Annotated in this window: 20 protein-coding genes; 19 read left to right on the top strand and 1 reads right to left on the bottom strand. The window is 55.7% G+C overall.

Annotated features, from left to right (window positions below):
* Positions 1-20 precede the first annotated feature (20 nt).
* From ACED87_RS07670 to ACED87_RS07655, 4 genes are read left to right on the top strand one after another with little or no spacing between them, the layout of a single operon-like run.
* Positions 21-335: a head-tail connector protein gene (locus tag ACED87_RS07670; RefSeq protein WP_449089819.1), complete on the top strand. Its 315-nt coding sequence runs from the start codon at positions 21-23 to the stop codon at positions 333-335.
* 19 nt (positions 336-354) lie between these two features.
* Positions 355-696 (top strand): head-tail adaptor protein, encoded by a 342-nt coding sequence (locus tag ACED87_RS07665; RefSeq protein WP_449089818.1) that lies wholly within the window; start codon positions 355-357, stop codon positions 694-696.
* The gene (locus ACED87_RS07660; RefSeq protein WP_449089817.1) at positions 689-1,123 is read left to right on the top strand and encodes an HK97-gp10 family putative phage morphogenesis protein; all 435 of its coding nucleotides are present in this window, start codon (positions 689-691) and stop codon (positions 1,121-1,123) included. Before ACED87_RS07665 ends, ACED87_RS07660 begins: the two co-directional genes overlap by 8 nt.
* Positions 1,120-1,473, top strand: coding sequence for a hypothetical protein (locus ACED87_RS07655; RefSeq protein ID WP_449089816.1), 354 nt, complete (start codon positions 1,120-1,122; stop codon positions 1,471-1,473). Before ACED87_RS07660 ends, ACED87_RS07655 begins: the two co-directional genes overlap by 4 nt.
* Here ACED87_RS07655 and ACED87_RS07650 read toward each other — a convergent pair.
* Positions 1,459-2,394 (bottom strand): restriction endonuclease, encoded by a 936-nt coding sequence (locus ACED87_RS07650; protein WP_449089815.1) that lies wholly within the window; start codon positions 2,392-2,394, stop codon positions 1,459-1,461. The genes ACED87_RS07655 and ACED87_RS07650 overlap by 15 nt on opposite strands.
* Before the next feature lie 102 nt (positions 2,395-2,496).
* On the opposite strand from ACED87_RS07650, the gene ACED87_RS07645 reads away from it, so the two are divergent.
* From ACED87_RS07645 to ACED87_RS07575, 15 genes are all read left to right on the top strand, one after another.
* Positions 2,497-3,090, top strand: a complete 594-nt coding sequence (locus ACED87_RS07645) for a major tail protein (RefSeq protein ID WP_449089814.1) — start codon at positions 2,497-2,499, stop codon at positions 3,088-3,090.
* A 29-nt stretch (positions 3,091-3,119) separates the two neighbouring features.
* Positions 3,120-3,500 (top strand): hypothetical protein, encoded by a 381-nt coding sequence (locus ACED87_RS07640; RefSeq protein ID WP_449089813.1) that lies wholly within the window; start codon positions 3,120-3,122, stop codon positions 3,498-3,500.
* Between the two features lie 35 nt (positions 3,501-3,535).
* On the top strand, positions 3,536-3,691 hold the full coding sequence (locus ACED87_RS07635; RefSeq protein ID WP_449089812.1) for a hypothetical protein: 156 nt from the start codon (positions 3,536-3,538) through the stop codon (positions 3,689-3,691).
* 36 nt (positions 3,692-3,727) lie between these two features.
* Complete coding sequence (locus tag ACED87_RS07630) at positions 3,728-6,373, top strand: phage tail protein (protein WP_449089811.1); 2,646 nt, start codon at positions 3,728-3,730, stop codon at positions 6,371-6,373.
* Positions 6,374-7,075: a hypothetical protein gene (locus ACED87_RS07625; protein WP_449089810.1), complete on the top strand. Its 702-nt coding sequence runs from the start codon at positions 6,374-6,376 to the stop codon at positions 7,073-7,075.
* 33 nt (positions 7,076-7,108) lie between these two features.
* Positions 7,109-8,959, top strand: a complete 1,851-nt coding sequence (locus tag ACED87_RS07620) for a phage tail spike protein (protein WP_449089809.1) — start codon at positions 7,109-7,111, stop codon at positions 8,957-8,959.
* On the top strand, positions 8,956-9,756 hold the full coding sequence (locus tag ACED87_RS07615; RefSeq protein WP_449089808.1) for a hypothetical protein: 801 nt from the start codon (positions 8,956-8,958) through the stop codon (positions 9,754-9,756). Before ACED87_RS07620 ends, ACED87_RS07615 begins: the two co-directional genes overlap by 4 nt.
* Before the next feature lie 26 nt (positions 9,757-9,782).
* On the top strand, positions 9,783-10,217 hold the full coding sequence (locus tag ACED87_RS07610; RefSeq protein ID WP_449089807.1) for a DUF1617 family protein: 435 nt from the start codon (positions 9,783-9,785) through the stop codon (positions 10,215-10,217).
* Positions 10,214-10,438, top strand: coding sequence for a hypothetical protein (locus ACED87_RS07605; RefSeq protein ID WP_449089806.1), 225 nt, complete (start codon positions 10,214-10,216; stop codon positions 10,436-10,438). The genes ACED87_RS07610 and ACED87_RS07605 overlap by 4 nt, the downstream gene beginning before the upstream one ends.
* A 96-nt stretch (positions 10,439-10,534) precedes the next feature.
* Positions 10,535-10,969: a phage holin family protein gene (locus tag ACED87_RS07600; protein ID WP_449089805.1), complete on the top strand. Its 435-nt coding sequence runs from the start codon at positions 10,535-10,537 to the stop codon at positions 10,967-10,969.
* A complete protein-coding gene (locus tag ACED87_RS07595) occupies positions 10,966-11,736 on the top strand; it encodes an N-acetylmuramoyl-L-alanine amidase (RefSeq protein WP_449089804.1) in 771 nt (256 codons plus the stop codon). Before ACED87_RS07600 ends, ACED87_RS07595 begins: the two co-directional genes overlap by 4 nt.
* A gap of 175 nt (positions 11,737-11,911) precedes the next feature.
* The gene (locus ACED87_RS07590) at positions 11,912-12,322 is read left to right on the top strand and encodes a hypothetical protein (protein WP_449089803.1); all 411 of its coding nucleotides are present in this window, start codon (positions 11,912-11,914) and stop codon (positions 12,320-12,322) included.
* Positions 12,319-12,540: a hypothetical protein gene (locus ACED87_RS07585; RefSeq protein ID WP_449089802.1), complete on the top strand. Its 222-nt coding sequence runs from the start codon at positions 12,319-12,321 to the stop codon at positions 12,538-12,540. Before ACED87_RS07590 ends, ACED87_RS07585 begins: the two co-directional genes overlap by 4 nt.
* A gap of 3 nt (positions 12,541-12,543) precedes the next feature.
* Positions 12,544-14,232 (top strand): recombinase family protein, encoded by a 1,689-nt coding sequence (locus ACED87_RS07580; RefSeq protein ID WP_449089801.1) that lies wholly within the window; start codon positions 12,544-12,546, stop codon positions 14,230-14,232.
* Positions 14,233-15,819: a recombinase family protein gene (locus ACED87_RS07575; protein WP_449089800.1), complete on the top strand. Its 1,587-nt coding sequence runs from the start codon at positions 14,233-14,235 to the stop codon at positions 15,817-15,819.
* Positions 15,820-15,822: the final 3 nt, after the last annotated feature.

Genomic DNA, 15,822 nt, shown 5'->3' with positions numbered 1-15,822 from the left:
CATGAAAGGAGGTGGCAGCCATGCCTGCAGACCTACTGGGAAAAATCAAAAAGAACCTGATTCTCACCCACGACCAGGACGATGACCTTCTGGCACATCTGCAGGCAGCTGCCACCTCCTACGCCACCAGCTACCAGCATTTACCGGACGGCCACTACCACACCAACCCCATGCCTGAAGCGACCGAACAAGCCATCATTATGCTCGCTTCGCACTTTTACGAATCCCGCGACGGGTCAACCGGCGGGTTCTGGAATGACAAGCCCCAAGCAGCCAACTCAGTCTGGGAAGCTGTCAACCGGCTTCTAGTGCTGGATAGGGAATGGAAACTCTAACCCAAGGAAGGCACCCATCATGTCCTTCGGTTTGATGAAACACCAGATTCAGATTCTTTCGCCACAAACAGCCACCGATGAGGCAGGCTTCCACACCACGCATACCCGTATCAAAGCAACCGTGCAGGCCGCTGTCGAGCACCGGCATGCAACAGCCGCCTGGGTGAACCGGGCAGCCTTCACCCAAGCCACTATCCGCTTTCGCTTCCGCTCGCACCCAGACTGGAGTATCGATGAGCGTGATCTCATCCTCTACCAAGGCACCCAGTGGCGAATCGACTCTATTGAAACTATCGCCTCCCGCTATCTTGAAGTTCTCGCTCACCGCAGCACCCCGGAAGGAGAAGCCCAGCATGGCTAAAGCCCAGATCACTCTGCCAACAAAATTCCTCGATGCCCTGGACGCTGCAGCTTCCCAGGTCGATGCCTTCGCTGCCGATGCCCTCAAAGCAGGAGCTGCAATCGTTGAACCCAGAATGCGAACCAACCTCACTGGGGCAATCGGACACAGCAAACGACCCAGCCAGTCAACGGGCCAGTTGCTGGCAGCACTCGGAACATCACCAGTGGGGGCAACCTCCAAAGGCACCATCAATATCAAGATCGGATTCGCTGAGAACCGCCGCGACGGCACCTCTCACGCCAAAATCGCAACCATCCTTGAATACGGCTCATCCCGTCAACAGCCAAGACCCTTTTTGGCACCAACCCGGGCCCAAACCCGAACTGCTGCAGTGAAAGCAATGAAACAAACCATGGCCACGAAGTTTGGAGGTATCAGCCCATGACCGGCCAGCCTCTGTTGCAACGGCTAACACGCCTGTGTACAGCTCTGCAGCTTCCCACCCAAACCGGGGCTTTCACAGATTCACCAGCTCCGGCAAGCTTCGTAGTGCTCACCCCAATCGCCGATGTCTTTGACCTACACGCAGCAAACACTGCCGGTGTGCAAATTGAGCATGTGCGGCTGTCCCTGTTTACTACCGGCAACTACCTTCCACTACGCGATGCCTTGACCAGGGAATTAGGCAGGCAGCAGATCACGGTGGAGGCACGCACCTATGTGGGCTACGAAGCGGAGACCGGCTACCACCACTACGCCATCGACTGTGCTGCCTGGCAGCTAACCCAGATCTGAGTCGAAGTAATCCTCATCGACCTGGAAAAGCGTCAGCTGCTGGGCTGGTTGCACCCCGACCTTGTATTCGAGCATGAGCTTGGTCAGGCGGATACCGTCAATGAGGATGATGGTCTTATATACCTCTGCCTCCCGTTTAGCTTCTTCCGAGAAGCGGGAGGTGGTGATAAATACGCCTCGATCAGCACCACGTGAAGAGAGCGAACCGAAGAACTGCTGGATAGCAGGACGGCCCACCGAGTTCCCATCAGCATACCGCTTGGCCTGAATATAGACCTTGTTCAAGCCCAATGCGTCCTGGCGAATCACTCCGTCGATGCCTCCATCCCCGGATTTACCCAGGTGCTCTCGTTCACCGTGCGGGCCTCCATAGCCCATGGCCCAGAGCAAATCGACTACAGCCTTCTCAAAGAAGGCTGGGGTTCCTTCTTGCAGTTTGCGACGTAGCTCAGTCTCAACGGCAGCATTGTGAATACGGGTCAGGTCAATGGCCCGTTCAATCGGGTCGCCCTCATCAGCCGCACCGGCTGCACTGGTAGGTGTAGTGGTGCTTTCATCAGCCTTACGCTCAGCGATTTCTTGCTGGTACTCCTGCCACATGGGCCATTCCAGCAGATCTTTTTCGCTATAGGAGGTGAGATTTCGGGCATCAACCAGCAGCCCGTTTTCAGCGATCTGATACATGCCACGTTCAGGCCGGATCACCAACCCTGCCTTCACCACAGCAGAACACGCCCAGTTCATGCGGTTGCGATACCTGGGCTGCCCACTAGGGAGCGTTTCGTTCCGGGCTGCTTCGCTGAGCTTGAGGTAGTCAGCTGCCGCCTGGCAAAGCTCAGAGAAACTCAGAATCTTCCCGTCAGCTAAAACCCGCAAGACGGCTGGACGGAACTCATCGGTCGTTGGCACACGATCAATCATCACAAGGCACCTCATCACTCACAAGCTATCGGCACCCTGGTGTGTGCCTTACCAACTCAAGTTTATGTACCTCACCCCATACTCTCGTGAAAGGACACTACCGTGGCCACCATTGGACTCGACAAGCTCTACTACGCCACCATCACCGAAAACACCACTGGCGAAGAAACCTACGCCACCCCAACCCCGCTCGCCAAAGCCATCAGCGCCGAACTCTCAGTCGAAGTTGCTGAAGCCATCCTCTACGCCGATGACGGACCGAGCGAAGTCGTCAAAGAATTCAAATCCGGCACCCTCACCCTGGGCGTCGATGACATCGGTTCAGCCGTTGCAGCAGCCCTCACCGGCGCCCGCGTTGATGCCAACGGAGTACTCATCTCATCCTCAGAGGACGGCGGCAAGCCCGTGGCCATCGGCTTCCGCGCCGCCAAGGCTAACGGCAAGTACAAGTACTTCTGGCTTTACAAGGTCAAGTTCGCCCTTCCCACCACGACGCTCGCGACCAAGGGTGACTCCATTACCTTCCAAACACCCTCGATTGAGGGCACCATTATGCGCCGCAATAAGCCAGACTCCACCGGTAAACACCCCTGGAAGGCAGAAGTGACCGAAGGGGCAACAGGTGTAGGAGCCCAGGTGATTTCGAGCTGGTACACCAAGGTCTACGAACCCGGTGCCGCAGCGTCCTCATCCTAACCCCACCCACACCCTGCAGGAGAAAACCAATGACTACACGTACCGAAGCCCGTATCACTATCGCCGGACGAGAATTCGAGCTCATCCTCACCACCCGAGCTACCCGCCTCATCGCCGAACGCTACGGCGGGCTCGACAAAATTGGGGCTGCCCTAGAGACCAGTGAGGATATCGCCCAGTCCTTAACCGAAGTCACCTGGCTAATCGCCTTGCTAGCCAACCAGTCCGTGCTGATCCACAACCTCACCAACCCACAGGATCCAAAACCTGAAATCACCGCCGAGGACCTAGAAATCCTCACCGTCCCAGGAGATTTGGCCGGGTACAAGGAAGCCATCAGCGCAGCCTTAGTCAAAGGCACCAAGCGAGAGATCCTCTCAGACCCAAAAGCACCAGCAGCCAAGCCCTAGAAAGCGAGGCGGCAGTCTTTACCCGATTGATCTACGTGGGCATTAGCCACCTGCACTTGAGCTTAGAGCAGGTCTGGCTCATGCCCTTTGGTTTCCTCTTGGATCTGGTGGAGTGCTGGAAGCAAGAGACCGGGCGGGCCACCCCCTACCGGCTCCTGACCATCGATGACGTCATACCTGAGGGAATATAACCCTTCAACTACAGATACCGGGAAGTGAAGCGCCTCATGTCTGATTCCACATTCGGCCTGAAAATTGGTGTTGAAGGCGAGCGTGAATTCAAAAAAGCCCTGACCGAGATCAACCGCGAAATGCGGGTACTGGGCTCAGAAATGAAACTGGTCGCCTCTCAATTCGACAAGAACGAAACCAGCGCCGCAGCTTTGAGCGCCAAGAACGCGCAGTTGGCTAAGGAAGTCGAAGCCCACCGCAACAAGGTAGAAACCCTCAAAGCAGCACTGGAGAATTCTGCCCAGTCCTTTGGCGAGAATGACGCTCGAACTAAGAACTGGCAGATTCAGCTCAACAATGCCACCGCCACCCTGAACACCCTGGAAAAGGAACTTGCCGACAACACCAAGGCCCTAGATACCCTAGGGGACGAAACTGGTCAGACAGAAGGAGAATTCAAGGACGCTGCTCAAGGAGCCGACCGGCTCACCGGCGAAGTTGATCAACTCGGTAATGAGCTCGATGAAGGCACCCAGAAAACCTCTCTCTTCGGAGATGTACTCAAAGCCAACTTGGCTAGCGAAGTCATCATCGGGGGTATCAAAGCCATCGGTTCAGCGATCACTAGCATCTCCAAAGGTTTCGTCGGGGTGCTCAAAGACGGAGTGGCCTACAACGCCCAGATGGAGGAATACACCACCAGCTTCACCACCATGCTTGGAGATCAGGCTAAGGCACAAGAGCTGGTCAATAACCTCAAGAAGGAAGCTGCGGCCACTCCCTTCGGCATGGAGCACCTGGCCAAAAACACCCAGACCCTCATGGCTTTTGGGATCAGTGCCGAAGAAGCCCAGCTGCGCCTGCACCAACTCGGTGATATCTCCCAAGGTGATGCTGGCAAGCTCGAATCCCTGACACTGGCCTTTGCTCAAATGTCCTCCACAGGTAAGCTCACCGGCCAGGATTTGAACCAGATGATTAACGCGGGGTTTAACCCTCTGGAGGAAATCAGCCGCCAAACGGGTAAATCCATCGGCGAGCTCAAGGACGAGATGGCCAAGGGCGCGATCAGCGCAGACATGGTGGCTGAAGCCTTTGCCTCAGCTACCGCTGAAGGCGGCCGCTTCCACGGTGCGATGGAAGCTCAATCCAAGACCTTCTCCGGTCAAATGGCCACACTTGAGGATGGGGTCAACAACCTCAAAGGCCTACTGGCTGGAGGGGTGACTGCTGCACTGGCTGAAACGGTGCTGCCCATGGTCAATGGCTGGGTCGATACCCTCACCATTGCCTTTGAAGAAAACGGCATCCCCGGGGTTATCGCGGCTTTCGACACCATCATTGCTGAGGCACTTGCTTTCATCACTGAGCAGCTGCCAGTGGTGCTGGAGACCGGGGTGCAGATTATTTCAGCTCTATTAGAAGGACTGATCTCGGTGCTTCCCTCTGTGGCTGAATCAGCTCTGCTTCTGGTCACCACCTTGCTGACCGCGCTGCTGGAGTCCCTGCCTCTCTTCTTAGAGGCTGCTGCTCAGGTAATCGCAACCTTGGTAACCGGTATCGGTGAGGCACTGCCTCAGCTGCTGCCTGCCATGGTGGCAACCATCATGGCTCTGGTACAGGGGCTCATTGAGAACCTGCCTATGATTCTTGAAGCAGCTCTCACTCTCATCCTGGGTCTAGCCCAAGGCCTGCTAGAAGCAATCCCGGTGCTGATCGAGGCTCTACCTGCCATCATCACCGCGATCGTCGAGTTCTTGGCAACCGGGATCCCCGCACTAATCCAAGCAGGTATCAGCCTCTTAACGGCGCTGATCTCGGCCCTGCCGGTGATCATCGAGACCATTGTTGCGGTTCTACCGCAAATCATTGACTCAATCATCACCAACCTGCTGGCCATGATTCCACAGATTATCCAAGCGGGCATCGACCTACTGGTGGCTCTCATCGGGGCGCTGCCACAGATTATCCAAACCATCGTGGCCGCGCTGCCCCAGATCATCTCAGCGATCATCACCGCTATCGCCTCAGCCATCCCGCAAATCATTCAGGCAGGTATTCAGCTGCTTACCTCGCTGGTCTCTGCTCTGCCAGAAATTATTTCTGCCGTAGTTGCAGCTATTCCGCAGATCATCACCGCCATCGTGCGGGCAGTGATCGATGGGGTGCCCCAGCTGATATCAGCCGGTGCTGATCTGGTCCGAGGACTCTGGCAGGGAATCCAACAGCTCTCAGGCTGGCTATGGAACCAAGTAGCCTCCTGGTGCCAAGGAATCTGGGACTCGATCACCGGCTTCTTCGGCATTAACTCACCCTCCAAAGAAATGGCCTGGGTCGGTGACATGCTCACCCGAGGCCTAGCCGGAGGTATCGAAGATACCGGGCAACGAGCAATCGATGCTGCAACAGACCTTGCCACAGATGCCCTTGGTGCCTTCAGCGATCTAGAAGCAGGGGTTGATATCCCGCTCACCCCAGCTGTCCTGGACCCGAACTTGACCTACCCGGTGCTCAAGGCTTCTGGGTCAGGTCTGGATGTTCAAGATCTCGTTGAGGCAACCAGCCGCAACCTCCTGGCCGGGTTGAACATCCAGGTCGTCCTCGATGATGGGACCCTAGTAGGCAAGCTTGCCCCACGACTGGATGCCCACCTAGGGCGGGTCAGTCATCACGCATCACTGATTACCGGAGGAAGCTTCTAAATGCACTCATTTACCTTGGGCACCACCCCCAGCAGTACCTTCGGTATCCGCATTTCCGGCCCTGTCCCGCGGCCCGTTGCTACTCAACGAGTAGAAGACATCGAGGTTGCAGGGCGGGCCGGAACTCTCACCCGCCTAAAAGGTTGGGGCGATGTCACCTTCACCATCCCCATGCTCTTTATGGGCACACACCGACTCGCCAACTATCGAAAATTCGCTGCAGCCCTCTCTAATGCCAAAACGATCACCCTCAGTCACGATGGGGGAAGGGTCCGTCGCATCAAACACACCCAGCTCACTGCCTTGACTGGTGAAACAAGCGGGTGGGCAGCCGCTGAACTGACGGTGACCTGCCAACCCTACGCCTACTACCCAGCACCCCACCGGCAAACCCTGAACCCTACCGGCTCTACCGTCGTCACTAACCCAGGTCTTACCGATGCAGCCCCCAAACTAACGCTCACCGGAACCGGAACCCTGCGGTTTGGGCTCAACGGAACCTACTACGTCATCAACTCACCAGCAAGCACTATCACTGTGGACTCGGAACTGATGACCGCCTATACCGGTGCAACCGCCCAGCTCAATGCCATCAGCAGCGACTATCCCATGATGCGGCCTGGAAACAATACCTTCACCGTACCTTCGGCCAACTCCGGTATTACCGCCTGGTCCCTTGAAGTCACCTGGCGCGACCCCTAACCCAACCAACTGCCTACTTGGAGGCACTGAATCATGATCACAGTCCACCCGCCCGAATCCACTACCTTCACGGCATCCGGCTACGGACTTTTAGATAACAACATCATGGATGCGGTGATCACCGAAGCGATTAACGCTACCTACCAGCTGACTTTCACCTACCCAGCAGACGCACCACATGCTGAGCACCTCATCACTGGCAACCTGGTCGCCGCAACAGGGCCCACCACATCCACCCGGCAGGCCTTTCGCATCACGACAGTCGAAACCAGCCTCGCAGGACTGTTACGCATCACCGCTCTACACATCTCCTTCGACCTGGCCAAGGTCCTGATTGCCGACACCAACATCACCAACCGCACCCCATACCAAGCCCTAGCCCAAATTCGCAGCAACGCCACCCCAACCAATAGCTTTACCTTCGTAACCAACCTCAGCCATATCCGCTCAGTTCGGATCGTGCGACAAAGCGTGCTTGAGTGTCTGCTGGATACCTCGAAGGACAATACCTTCGCCTCCCGCTACGGAGGTGAGTTTTTCCGCAACAACCTATATCTGAACCACCAGCAACAACTCGGTGCAGATAGAGGTCTAACGATCAGAGACCAGAAGAACCTGACCGGATACCGGGCTACTGTCGATACCTCCACCATGCTCACCCGAGTCCTGCCCGTTGGATTCGATGGCCTACTTCTACCCGAAAAGTACGTGGACTCGCCCCGCCTAGCTAACTACCCAGCACCGCTAGTAGGGGTCATGCGATTTGAACACATCAAGGCAGCCAAAGAAGGCGAAACACCGAAAGAAGATGAGCTTCCGCTAGCCCAAGCCCAGGAAGCGTTACGGCAAGCAGTACGGGATGCTTACACTGCTGGGCTTGATCTTCCTCTTGCCTCCTACGAAATCAATTTCATCGATTTGGCTACCACCGAAGAATACGCCGGTGTAGCCAAACTAGAGAGAGTAATCCTAGGCGATACAGTCAGCGTCATCCACACCGACTTCAAGGCCAACCTCAAGGCCAGGGTCACTGGTTACAGCTACGACCCGGTGGCAAAAACCTACATCAGCCTGAGCCTTGGCTCCGTATCCCCAACGTTATCTGCCTCAACCAGGACAGTCAGCCGGGCCCTAGAAAACCTGAGTGAGGAAACGGCCGCAGCTCATGAAACAGCCCTCGCTGCCCAAGCATCAGCCGATGGAAAAAACACCATCCATTACGGAAGTACTCAACCGTCTGCAGCCCAGCTTGGAGATACCTGGTTCAAACAAAACGGCGACAAAACTGAAATCTGGATCTACACCCTGGGTACCAACAATCAGCCCACCTGGAAGTCTCTAGCCTCAGATATCAACAGCTCCCAGATCCATGCTGATCTCGATGAGCTCGAAGCCGCCCTGGCTACAGTCCGTTCGAACATCGCCACCGTCGACGCACTAGCTAAAGCCACCGACGCTGCCCTGAAAACAACCAACACGCAAGTGGCAGCAGCTAGAGCCAAGGCCGATGAAACAGCTACCGCCCACGACGCCCTACGATTGGAGTTCACCAACAACCAACACACCAACGAACAAGCCCTCATCGCCATCCGCAACGACGTGCTCTTGAGAGCCACCAAAGGTGAGCTAATTGCCCAAATCAATGTCTCGCCAGAAACCATCCTGATCGACGGCAAACGGATCCACATTACCGGCACCACCAGTATCGATAATGCTGTCATCAAGACCGCCATGATCGCCGATGCAGCTGTCACCAACGCTAAAATCCAGTCCCTGGACGCAGCGAAAATAACCACAGGATATCTAGCAGCAGCCCGAATCTTGGCAGGCAGCATCCCAGCGACAAACTCACCATCGCCAATGGCTACATCAAGACCGCAATGATCGCCGATGCCGCGATCATCAATGCCAAGATCGCTAACCTGGATGCCGCAAAGATCACCACAGGTACCCTAAATGCCGGGCGCATCGCTGCCCGCAGTATCACTGCAGACAAGTTGGCGGCTAACGCTATCCAGGTGGGCTTGGCCGGATGGGATCAATCTATCCGCATCAGCCCTACCCAGCTGGCCTGGCACAACGGAACTACCTTAGAGGGAACCATCGGCTCAACCGGGATGAGTTTCTACTTCGGCACGCGACACATCGGCGATATGGGCCGCCGAGCCAAAAAAGATGCCCCGACGGTTCAGGGCATCATTAACCACCTGGCCCCAGGTGGGGACTACACCGCCTGGACATTCCAAGAAACCACCACGAGTGAGAACTACACCTTTTTCACTTTCGATCCCAAGGGAAAGTTCTACGGGCAGCGCGGCATCCATATGGGCGCTGACCTGCGCACCCATGGCTACAAGTTCTACACCACCGGCCATCGCTTCGTGACCTTAGAGGACATTACCTTAGGAACGCGGGGTACCTTCCCGGGCTGGTCAGGTTCTGGTGGCCGGGCCCAGGTGGCTTTCACCAGTAACGACCTGATGATCGTCACCAACAACACCTTCTATTCCATGACAGCGCTGACAGCCCGCATCAGTGAATTGATCGTGCGGGTCAACTCCTTGATTACTACCTTCAACCGAGGCTGGGTGCAGTCCATCCGCGATAACGGCGGCGGCACCGTCGCCTGGCAGTCCTACTCCAACACTGGGCTGAGCACCATGCCAACGGCCGTGTCCTAACCATCAACAACAAGTGAGAACCTGTGATGATCCGTATTGAAAACCGCTACCTCCCAACACTGATCCCATTCCTACAATCCATGAAACTGGCAGGGGCTGCCTCACGAGCACGTTCCAAACTCCTGGCCATGGCCTTCACCGCTTTCCAGGACTTAGCCACCAGCGAGAAAGAGCTTGTCACCGAGTACGCGGTCCTGGATGAGCAGGGGCAGCCGGTAATTGCTGAGGACGGCAGCTTTGACCTCAAAGATCCTGCCCAAGCCCCACTGTACCTGGCAGAGCGAGAAGCCCTTTTGAATGAAGAAGCACACTTAATCGGACCGACCTACAGTGAACACCTCACCCAGTTGCAGAATCTACTGGCTACCTACCCGGTTGAACTCACCGGGGATGAAGCCGAAGTCTATGACCGACTCTGCGACGCCGTCGAGGCTGCTCTAGATGGAAAAGGTGAAAAATGAGTCAGAACAAGGAAAACCTTCCTCTAGCGGCACCTGAGCTAGAGCCTGAACTATCAGTAGCACTTGAGATTCGCCCCATCATCGACGCTACACCCACCTCACAAACAGACGCCCAACCTCCAGCGTCCTTACCGCAGCCACAACTGCCAGAACCAACTGAGGTAGTACTGGATGTGGCTTACCAAATCCTCGACGTACTCACCACACCAACCCCACCCTAAGAACCACACAAAGGCTCCAGCTCAAAGCCACCAGTGACCGTGTTGTCGCTGGTGGCTTTACTGATGCCCAAAACCCAAAAAGGAGGCTGCAGCCCCATGTTCACTAAGCCCTTCTGGATCAGTATCCAAAGCATTTTCACCGCTGCCGGTGGAATCTGCGGCTGGCTCCTAGGCGGTATCGACGGACTAATCATCGTCCTAGCCGCCTTCGTCATCGCCGACTATCTCACCGGAGTCATGGCCGCCATCACCGAGAAAACCCTCTCATCAGCCATCGGCTTCAGAGGGATCTTCCGCAAGGTCATCATCTTTGCCCTGGTGGCCCTAGCCAACCTGCTGGATATACACGTATTCAACGAGATCGGGGTGCTGCGCACCGCCACCATCTTCTTCTACATCTCCAACGAAGGCATCAGCCTTTTGGAAAACGCCGCCCGCCTAGGCCTGCCGGTACCAACCAAAATCCGTGAGGCCTTAGACATCATCGGCCACAAACACCAAGCCCCAGAACCGAAAGGACCCAGCCAATGAGCTACACCCTAACCCACCGTCAAGCTGCCAATTTCACCCCCGGGCGCGGAGGAAACCGCATCACCACCATCGTCATCCACCACTGGGACGACCCAGCCAAGAACCCCACCTTCGACGGAACCGTGCACTGGTTCGCATCCGGCCAGGCCCGCTCCTCGGCCCACTATGTGGCGGAAGCTGGACGAGTCACCCGTATGGTCGCCGAGTCCGATACGGCCTGGCACGCCGGAAACTGGCCGGTCAATCAGACCAGTATTGGAATCGAATGCAACCCCAGGGCAACCGAGGCTGATAAGCGCACCATCGCTGAACTGATTCGCGACATCCAGTCTCGTCACGGCAAGCTTCGCATCATCGGGCATAAGGATGCCTCGGCTACCGCCTGCCCTGGCCGCTACTACCCACCAGCCACCGTACTGGGCCCCTACCTGGGTGCACACGGTGGAGTTCCCGCTGCACCTAAGCCGCCTGCCGCCACTGCTCCTGGCGGCAGCGTGGATGAGCTAGCCCGAGCAGTACTGGCGGGCCGATACGGCAATGGGGAGGAGCGCAAGCGCCGCCTCGGAGCCCGCTATGGTGAGGTGCAGCGTCGGGTTAATGAGCTGATTGCTGGCCGTGCCCCGGCACCGGCTGCCCCGAACCTGGATGCTCTGGCTAATGCCGTGTTGCGGGGTGAATACGGTAACGGTGAGGAGCGTCGCCGCAGGCTCGGTGCCCTCTATCAGCCGGTCCAGGACCTGGTGAACAAGAAGCTCGGTATCCGCTAACTGAACCCTTCACGTATTCGAATGGATTTGTCATGGCCCCGTGCCAGCCCACAGCAGTTGGGTTGGTGCGGGGCCTTTTTCGTATCTGCACATCAAACACCATGTCCGGTTCTGGGACTCCCCAAGGGCGTATGGGCAAGAAACCTCATCCACCCACCATCGGGGAGGACAACCCATGGCACTGACAGACCTACAACGAAATCGCATCACGATGATGCGAGCACACGGCATCGCCTATGCCCGTATTGCAAGGCATCTAGAACTCAATCCCAACTCGGTCAAAACCTACTGTCTTCGAGCAGGTATCACCATTGACCCGAATGCTGAGCCCTACGAAGACCCGGAAGGAATCTGGTGCCTGAACTGCTGCAAGCTCATAGAACTACGCCGGGGTTCAAAGTTCTGCTGCACTGAGTGTCGCCGAACCTGGTGGAAGTATCACCGACGAACTATCACCCAAGAACTCACCTGCCGTAACTGTGGCCAAACGGTAACCGTCAAAGTAACTGGGTCTATTGAACGCAAATACTGCTCCCACCCTTGTTTCATCCAGCATCGCTTCAAAACTAGGGGCGGTAGACGATGAATCTCCAGGCCGAATTCACCTCCCACCAAAGACTCTCGCGCATCAGGAAGCTCCTAGAAGCAGGCATCATCACCACTTCAGAAGCCGAACAGCTCTGCCAATCGGATACAGGGGAAGATGCCCCTTTGGGCGAGCTGCAAATGGCCTCTTTCGTTGACTATCTCAGGGGTTTGAGTGATGTATGGATACACGGAATAACCCCTGACCAGAAGGACTAATTGATGAAACGAATGGAGCGAATCACCCCAGCCCCGCAAGCAACAAAAGGGCTAGTGCAGGTTGCTGCATATGCCCGGATTAGCTTCGAAACTGAGCGCACACCGCTGAGCCTCTCAGCTCAGATTTCCCACTACCAGACCCTGATCGACTCGACCCCAGGATGGTCTTTCGCAGGGGTCTACGCTGACTCAGGTCTGACCGGTACAAATACCAACCGGCCCCAATTCCAGCAGATGCTCGATGAGGCACGGGCAGGAAACATCGACATCATTCTGACAAAGTCCATATCCAGGTTTTCCCGCAACACCGTAGACCTTCTGCAGATAGTCCGAGAGCTCAAAGACCTCGGCGTTGACGTACGCTTCGAAAAAGAGGGAATCAGCTCCTTGAATTCAGATGGCGAATTCATGCTGACCTTGCTGGCCTCCTTTGCCCAGGCAGAATCTGAACAACTCTCAGCCAACGTGAAATGGCGGGTCGAGAAACAATTCGAGCAAGGACTCGCCAATGGCTTCCGCCACTACGGCTACACCAGCTCACCGGACGGCACCGATGTCGAAATTATCGAGGAGGAGGCTGCTCTAGTACGCCGCATCTACAAGCTCTACCTCGACGAAGTCTCCTGCGAAACCATGTCAGAAATCTTCGAAGCAGAAGGAATCATCGGCCGCAGCGGTGAACCCATCGCCCCTGAAGTCATCCGGTCCTGGCTACGAGCAGAAATTTTTACCGGAACCATGACCCTGGGCCGCCACCATAGCCCAGAACTAGGCAAACACTCGGTCATCAATCAAGGTGAGAAGCCCCTGTATCGAGTGGACAATGCAGTGCCTGCCATCATTGACCGAAGCCTCTTTGACCAGGTCCAGGAAGAACGACAGCGCCGCCGGGAGCTAGGGGCAAGAGCCAACTGGGCCATACCCACCACCTGCTTCACATCCAGAGTCAAATGCGGAATATGCGGCCGGTCATATTCACGCTCAGGCAAGAAAAATACCCAGGGTGAGGTCAAATACGTGTGGATTTGCCGCACCAACCGGGATAAGAGAACGCCGGGACAGAGCAAGGACTGTCAGTCCAAAATCATTCCTGAAATTATCTTGCAAGAGCAGCTGGCCCTAGCACTGGGCATCAAAGAGTTTGATGAGAATGTCTTCGAACAACGTGTCGAGCAAATCATCATGTGCACTGACCAGAAGATGCAGATTATCTTCCGAGATGGCCAGCAAAAAGAACAGACCTGGGTCTCCGATCTCAAGAAGAGACAGTGGACCGAAGATCGTAAGAAGGCCTGGAGCCAGCGTCATAAGGAGTTATGGCAGGACCCTGAGTACAGGGAAAGGATTCTTGCCCGCCGTGCAGAAGCCCGAGCCCGGAACAAGAAACCCAGGCGAAAGGTCAATGCACAAGGGCGAGCAAACATGCGTGCTGCCTGGACAGACGAACGCCGCAAAGCACTGTCTGAACGAAATAAGGCTATGTGGGCCAAACGCAGTGCCGAAGAACGCTCCGCAATGGCCCGGCGTGTGCATCAGAACATGAGCGAGGAAACTAAGGCCCAGCGAAGTAAAAAGCTCAAAGCGGCCTGGAACGATGAACGCCGCGCCAAGGCATCACAGACATTCCGAGAAGTACGAGTGCGAGAAGCTGAAGCAAAACGGCAAGCTCAGAAGAAAGCAGGTGAAGCTTAAATGGCTCGCGTTGTCACCCAAATCCCAGCCACGAGGGCCCTGCATACTGGGACGTCGCTATCTGAAGCATCGGTTCGGAGAGTGGCTGGTTATGCCCGCGTATCTACAGACCACGATGATCAAATAACTTCTTACCACGCCCAGGTTGACTACTACACCAATTACATCACCAACCACACCGGCTGGCAGCTGGTAAAGGTCTACACAGACGAGGGCATCACCGGTACTTCAACTAAACATAGAGCAGGGTTTCAAGCCATGGTTGCCGATGCCTTGGCCGGGAAAATAGACCTCATCATCACCAAGAGCGTCTCTCGTTTTGCCCGCAATACAGTGGACTCGCTGACCACCGTCCGCTCACTGAAGGAGAAGGGCGTTGAGGTCTACTTTGAGAAAGAGAACATCTGGACCTTTGATGCGAAGGGCGAATTGCTGATTACCATCATGTCGTCCTTGGCTCAGGAGGAAGCCCGTTCAATTAGCGAGAACGTGACCTGGGGCCATCGAAAGCGATTCGCAGATGGCAAAGTGACGGTGCCGTATTCAAGGTTTTTGGGGTATGACAAAGGCGAGGACGGAAACTTGGTGGTCAATCCGCAGCAAGCGGCATTAGTCCGGCGCATCTTTGCCATGTTTCTAGAAGGCATGTCTGTAGGAGCCATCGCTAGGACTTTGACTGATGAGCCGGGTACCTTCACAGCGGCAGGTACTAAGAACTGGTCCTCGACGACAATCCGCTCGATTTTGCGTAATGAGAAGTACAAGGGTGATGCGCTACTCCAAAAGTTTTACACCCGAGACTTCTTGTCCAAGAAGCAGATCAAGAATCAGGGGGAGGTGCCTCAGTACTACGTGACTGCAAACCACGAGGCCATCATCAATCCCGCCGTATGGGAATTTGTCAACGGCGAGCTGGCCAAGCACTCGAAGTTTCAGCGGTCCAGTAATCGAACCCGGCCGTTTTCATCGACCCTGGTTTGTGGGGACTGCGGCAGCTACTTTGGCGCTAAGACCTGGCATGCTGGGTCCAAGTACGAGAAGGTCATCTGGCGCTGCGGACACAAGTACTCGGGCGAGAAGAAATGCACTACTGGACACATTGATAATAAGCGTCTCGAGGCAATGTTCATGGAAGCCCTGAAGCAACGGTTCAATCTCGGTGTGGATGCCGGGCTTGAGCTGGATTTGTTGAAGATTTTAGATACTAGCGACCTGGAGATTGAGGCAGCTGGACTTGTTGGCCAGATTGAGAAGGCCTCTAAGCAGCTTGAGGATTTGATTGCCCGGAATGCTCGGGTTGCTCAGGATCAGGATGAGTACCAGAGTGCCTTTGATGCTGCGCATCAGAAGCATCAGGATCTGTTGGCGGCTCATGGTGTTTTGCTTGAGCAGATTCAGGATAAGCAGCATCGGCTTGCTGCTTACCGTTTTTTCAAGCAGGAGCTCGAAGGCCTTGAGGGAGACCAGCTTGAGTTCAGCCCCTACCTACGGGTTACCATGCTCGAGTCGGGAACGGTCGCTGCCGGAGGTGAGGTCACATTCGTGTTCAGAGACGGAAGCAAGCAGCCACTCAATGTCAAATCCTAGGAA

This window comes from Rothia sp. 32237D007AR (genome assembly GCF_053544675.1).
The sequence above is the reverse complement of the archived record's forward strand: the minus strand, read 5'-3'. Positions and strand labels throughout refer to the sequence as shown.

What these genes read in the sequence shown, in the direction of transcription:
- ACED87_RS07640 (WP_449089813.1), top strand. Translation starts at nt 3,120, where the DNA reads ATGACTACACGTACCGAAGCCCGTATCACTATCGCCGGACGAGAATTC.
- ACED87_RS07615 (WP_449089808.1), top strand. Translation starts at nt 8,956, where the DNA reads ATGATCGCCGATGCCGCGATCATCAATGCCAAGATCGCTAACCTGGAT.
- ACED87_RS07595 (WP_449089804.1), top strand. Translation starts at nt 10,966, where the DNA reads ATGAGCTACACCCTAACCCACCGTCAAGCTGCCAATTTCACCCCCGGG.
- ACED87_RS07665 (WP_449089818.1), top strand. Translation starts at nt 355, where the DNA reads ATGTCCTTCGGTTTGATGAAACACCAGATTCAGATTCTTTCGCCACAA.
- ACED87_RS07650 (WP_449089815.1), bottom strand. Translation starts at nt 2,394, where the DNA reads ATGATTGATCGTGTGCCAACGACCGATGAGTTCCGTCCAGCCGTCTTG.
- ACED87_RS07660 (WP_449089817.1), top strand. Translation starts at nt 689, where the DNA reads ATGGCTAAAGCCCAGATCACTCTGCCAACAAAATTCCTCGATGCCCTG.
- ACED87_RS07620 (WP_449089809.1), top strand. Translation starts at nt 7,109, where the DNA reads ATGATCACAGTCCACCCGCCCGAATCCACTACCTTCACGGCATCCGGC.
- ACED87_RS07630 (WP_449089811.1), top strand. Translation starts at nt 3,728, where the DNA reads ATGTCTGATTCCACATTCGGCCTGAAAATTGGTGTTGAAGGCGAGCGT.
- ACED87_RS07625 (WP_449089810.1), top strand. Translation starts at nt 6,374, where the DNA reads ATGCACTCATTTACCTTGGGCACCACCCCCAGCAGTACCTTCGGTATC.
- ACED87_RS07610 (WP_449089807.1), top strand. Translation starts at nt 9,783, where the DNA reads ATGATCCGTATTGAAAACCGCTACCTCCCAACACTGATCCCATTCCTA.
- ACED87_RS07580 (WP_449089801.1), top strand. Translation starts at nt 12,544, where the DNA reads ATGAAACGAATGGAGCGAATCACCCCAGCCCCGCAAGCAACAAAAGGG.
- ACED87_RS07655 (WP_449089816.1), top strand. Translation starts at nt 1,120, where the DNA reads ATGACCGGCCAGCCTCTGTTGCAACGGCTAACACGCCTGTGTACAGCT.
- ACED87_RS07585 (WP_449089802.1), top strand. Translation starts at nt 12,319, where the DNA reads ATGAATCTCCAGGCCGAATTCACCTCCCACCAAAGACTCTCGCGCATC.
- ACED87_RS07605 (WP_449089806.1), top strand. Translation starts at nt 10,214, where the DNA reads ATGAGTCAGAACAAGGAAAACCTTCCTCTAGCGGCACCTGAGCTAGAG.
- ACED87_RS07670 (WP_449089819.1), top strand. Translation starts at nt 21, where the DNA reads ATGCCTGCAGACCTACTGGGAAAAATCAAAAAGAACCTGATTCTCACC.
- ACED87_RS07575 (WP_449089800.1), top strand. Translation starts at nt 14,233, where the DNA reads ATGGCTCGCGTTGTCACCCAAATCCCAGCCACGAGGGCCCTGCATACT.
- ACED87_RS07590 (WP_449089803.1), top strand. Translation starts at nt 11,912, where the DNA reads ATGGCACTGACAGACCTACAACGAAATCGCATCACGATGATGCGAGCA.
- ACED87_RS07600 (WP_449089805.1), top strand. Translation starts at nt 10,535, where the DNA reads ATGTTCACTAAGCCCTTCTGGATCAGTATCCAAAGCATTTTCACCGCT.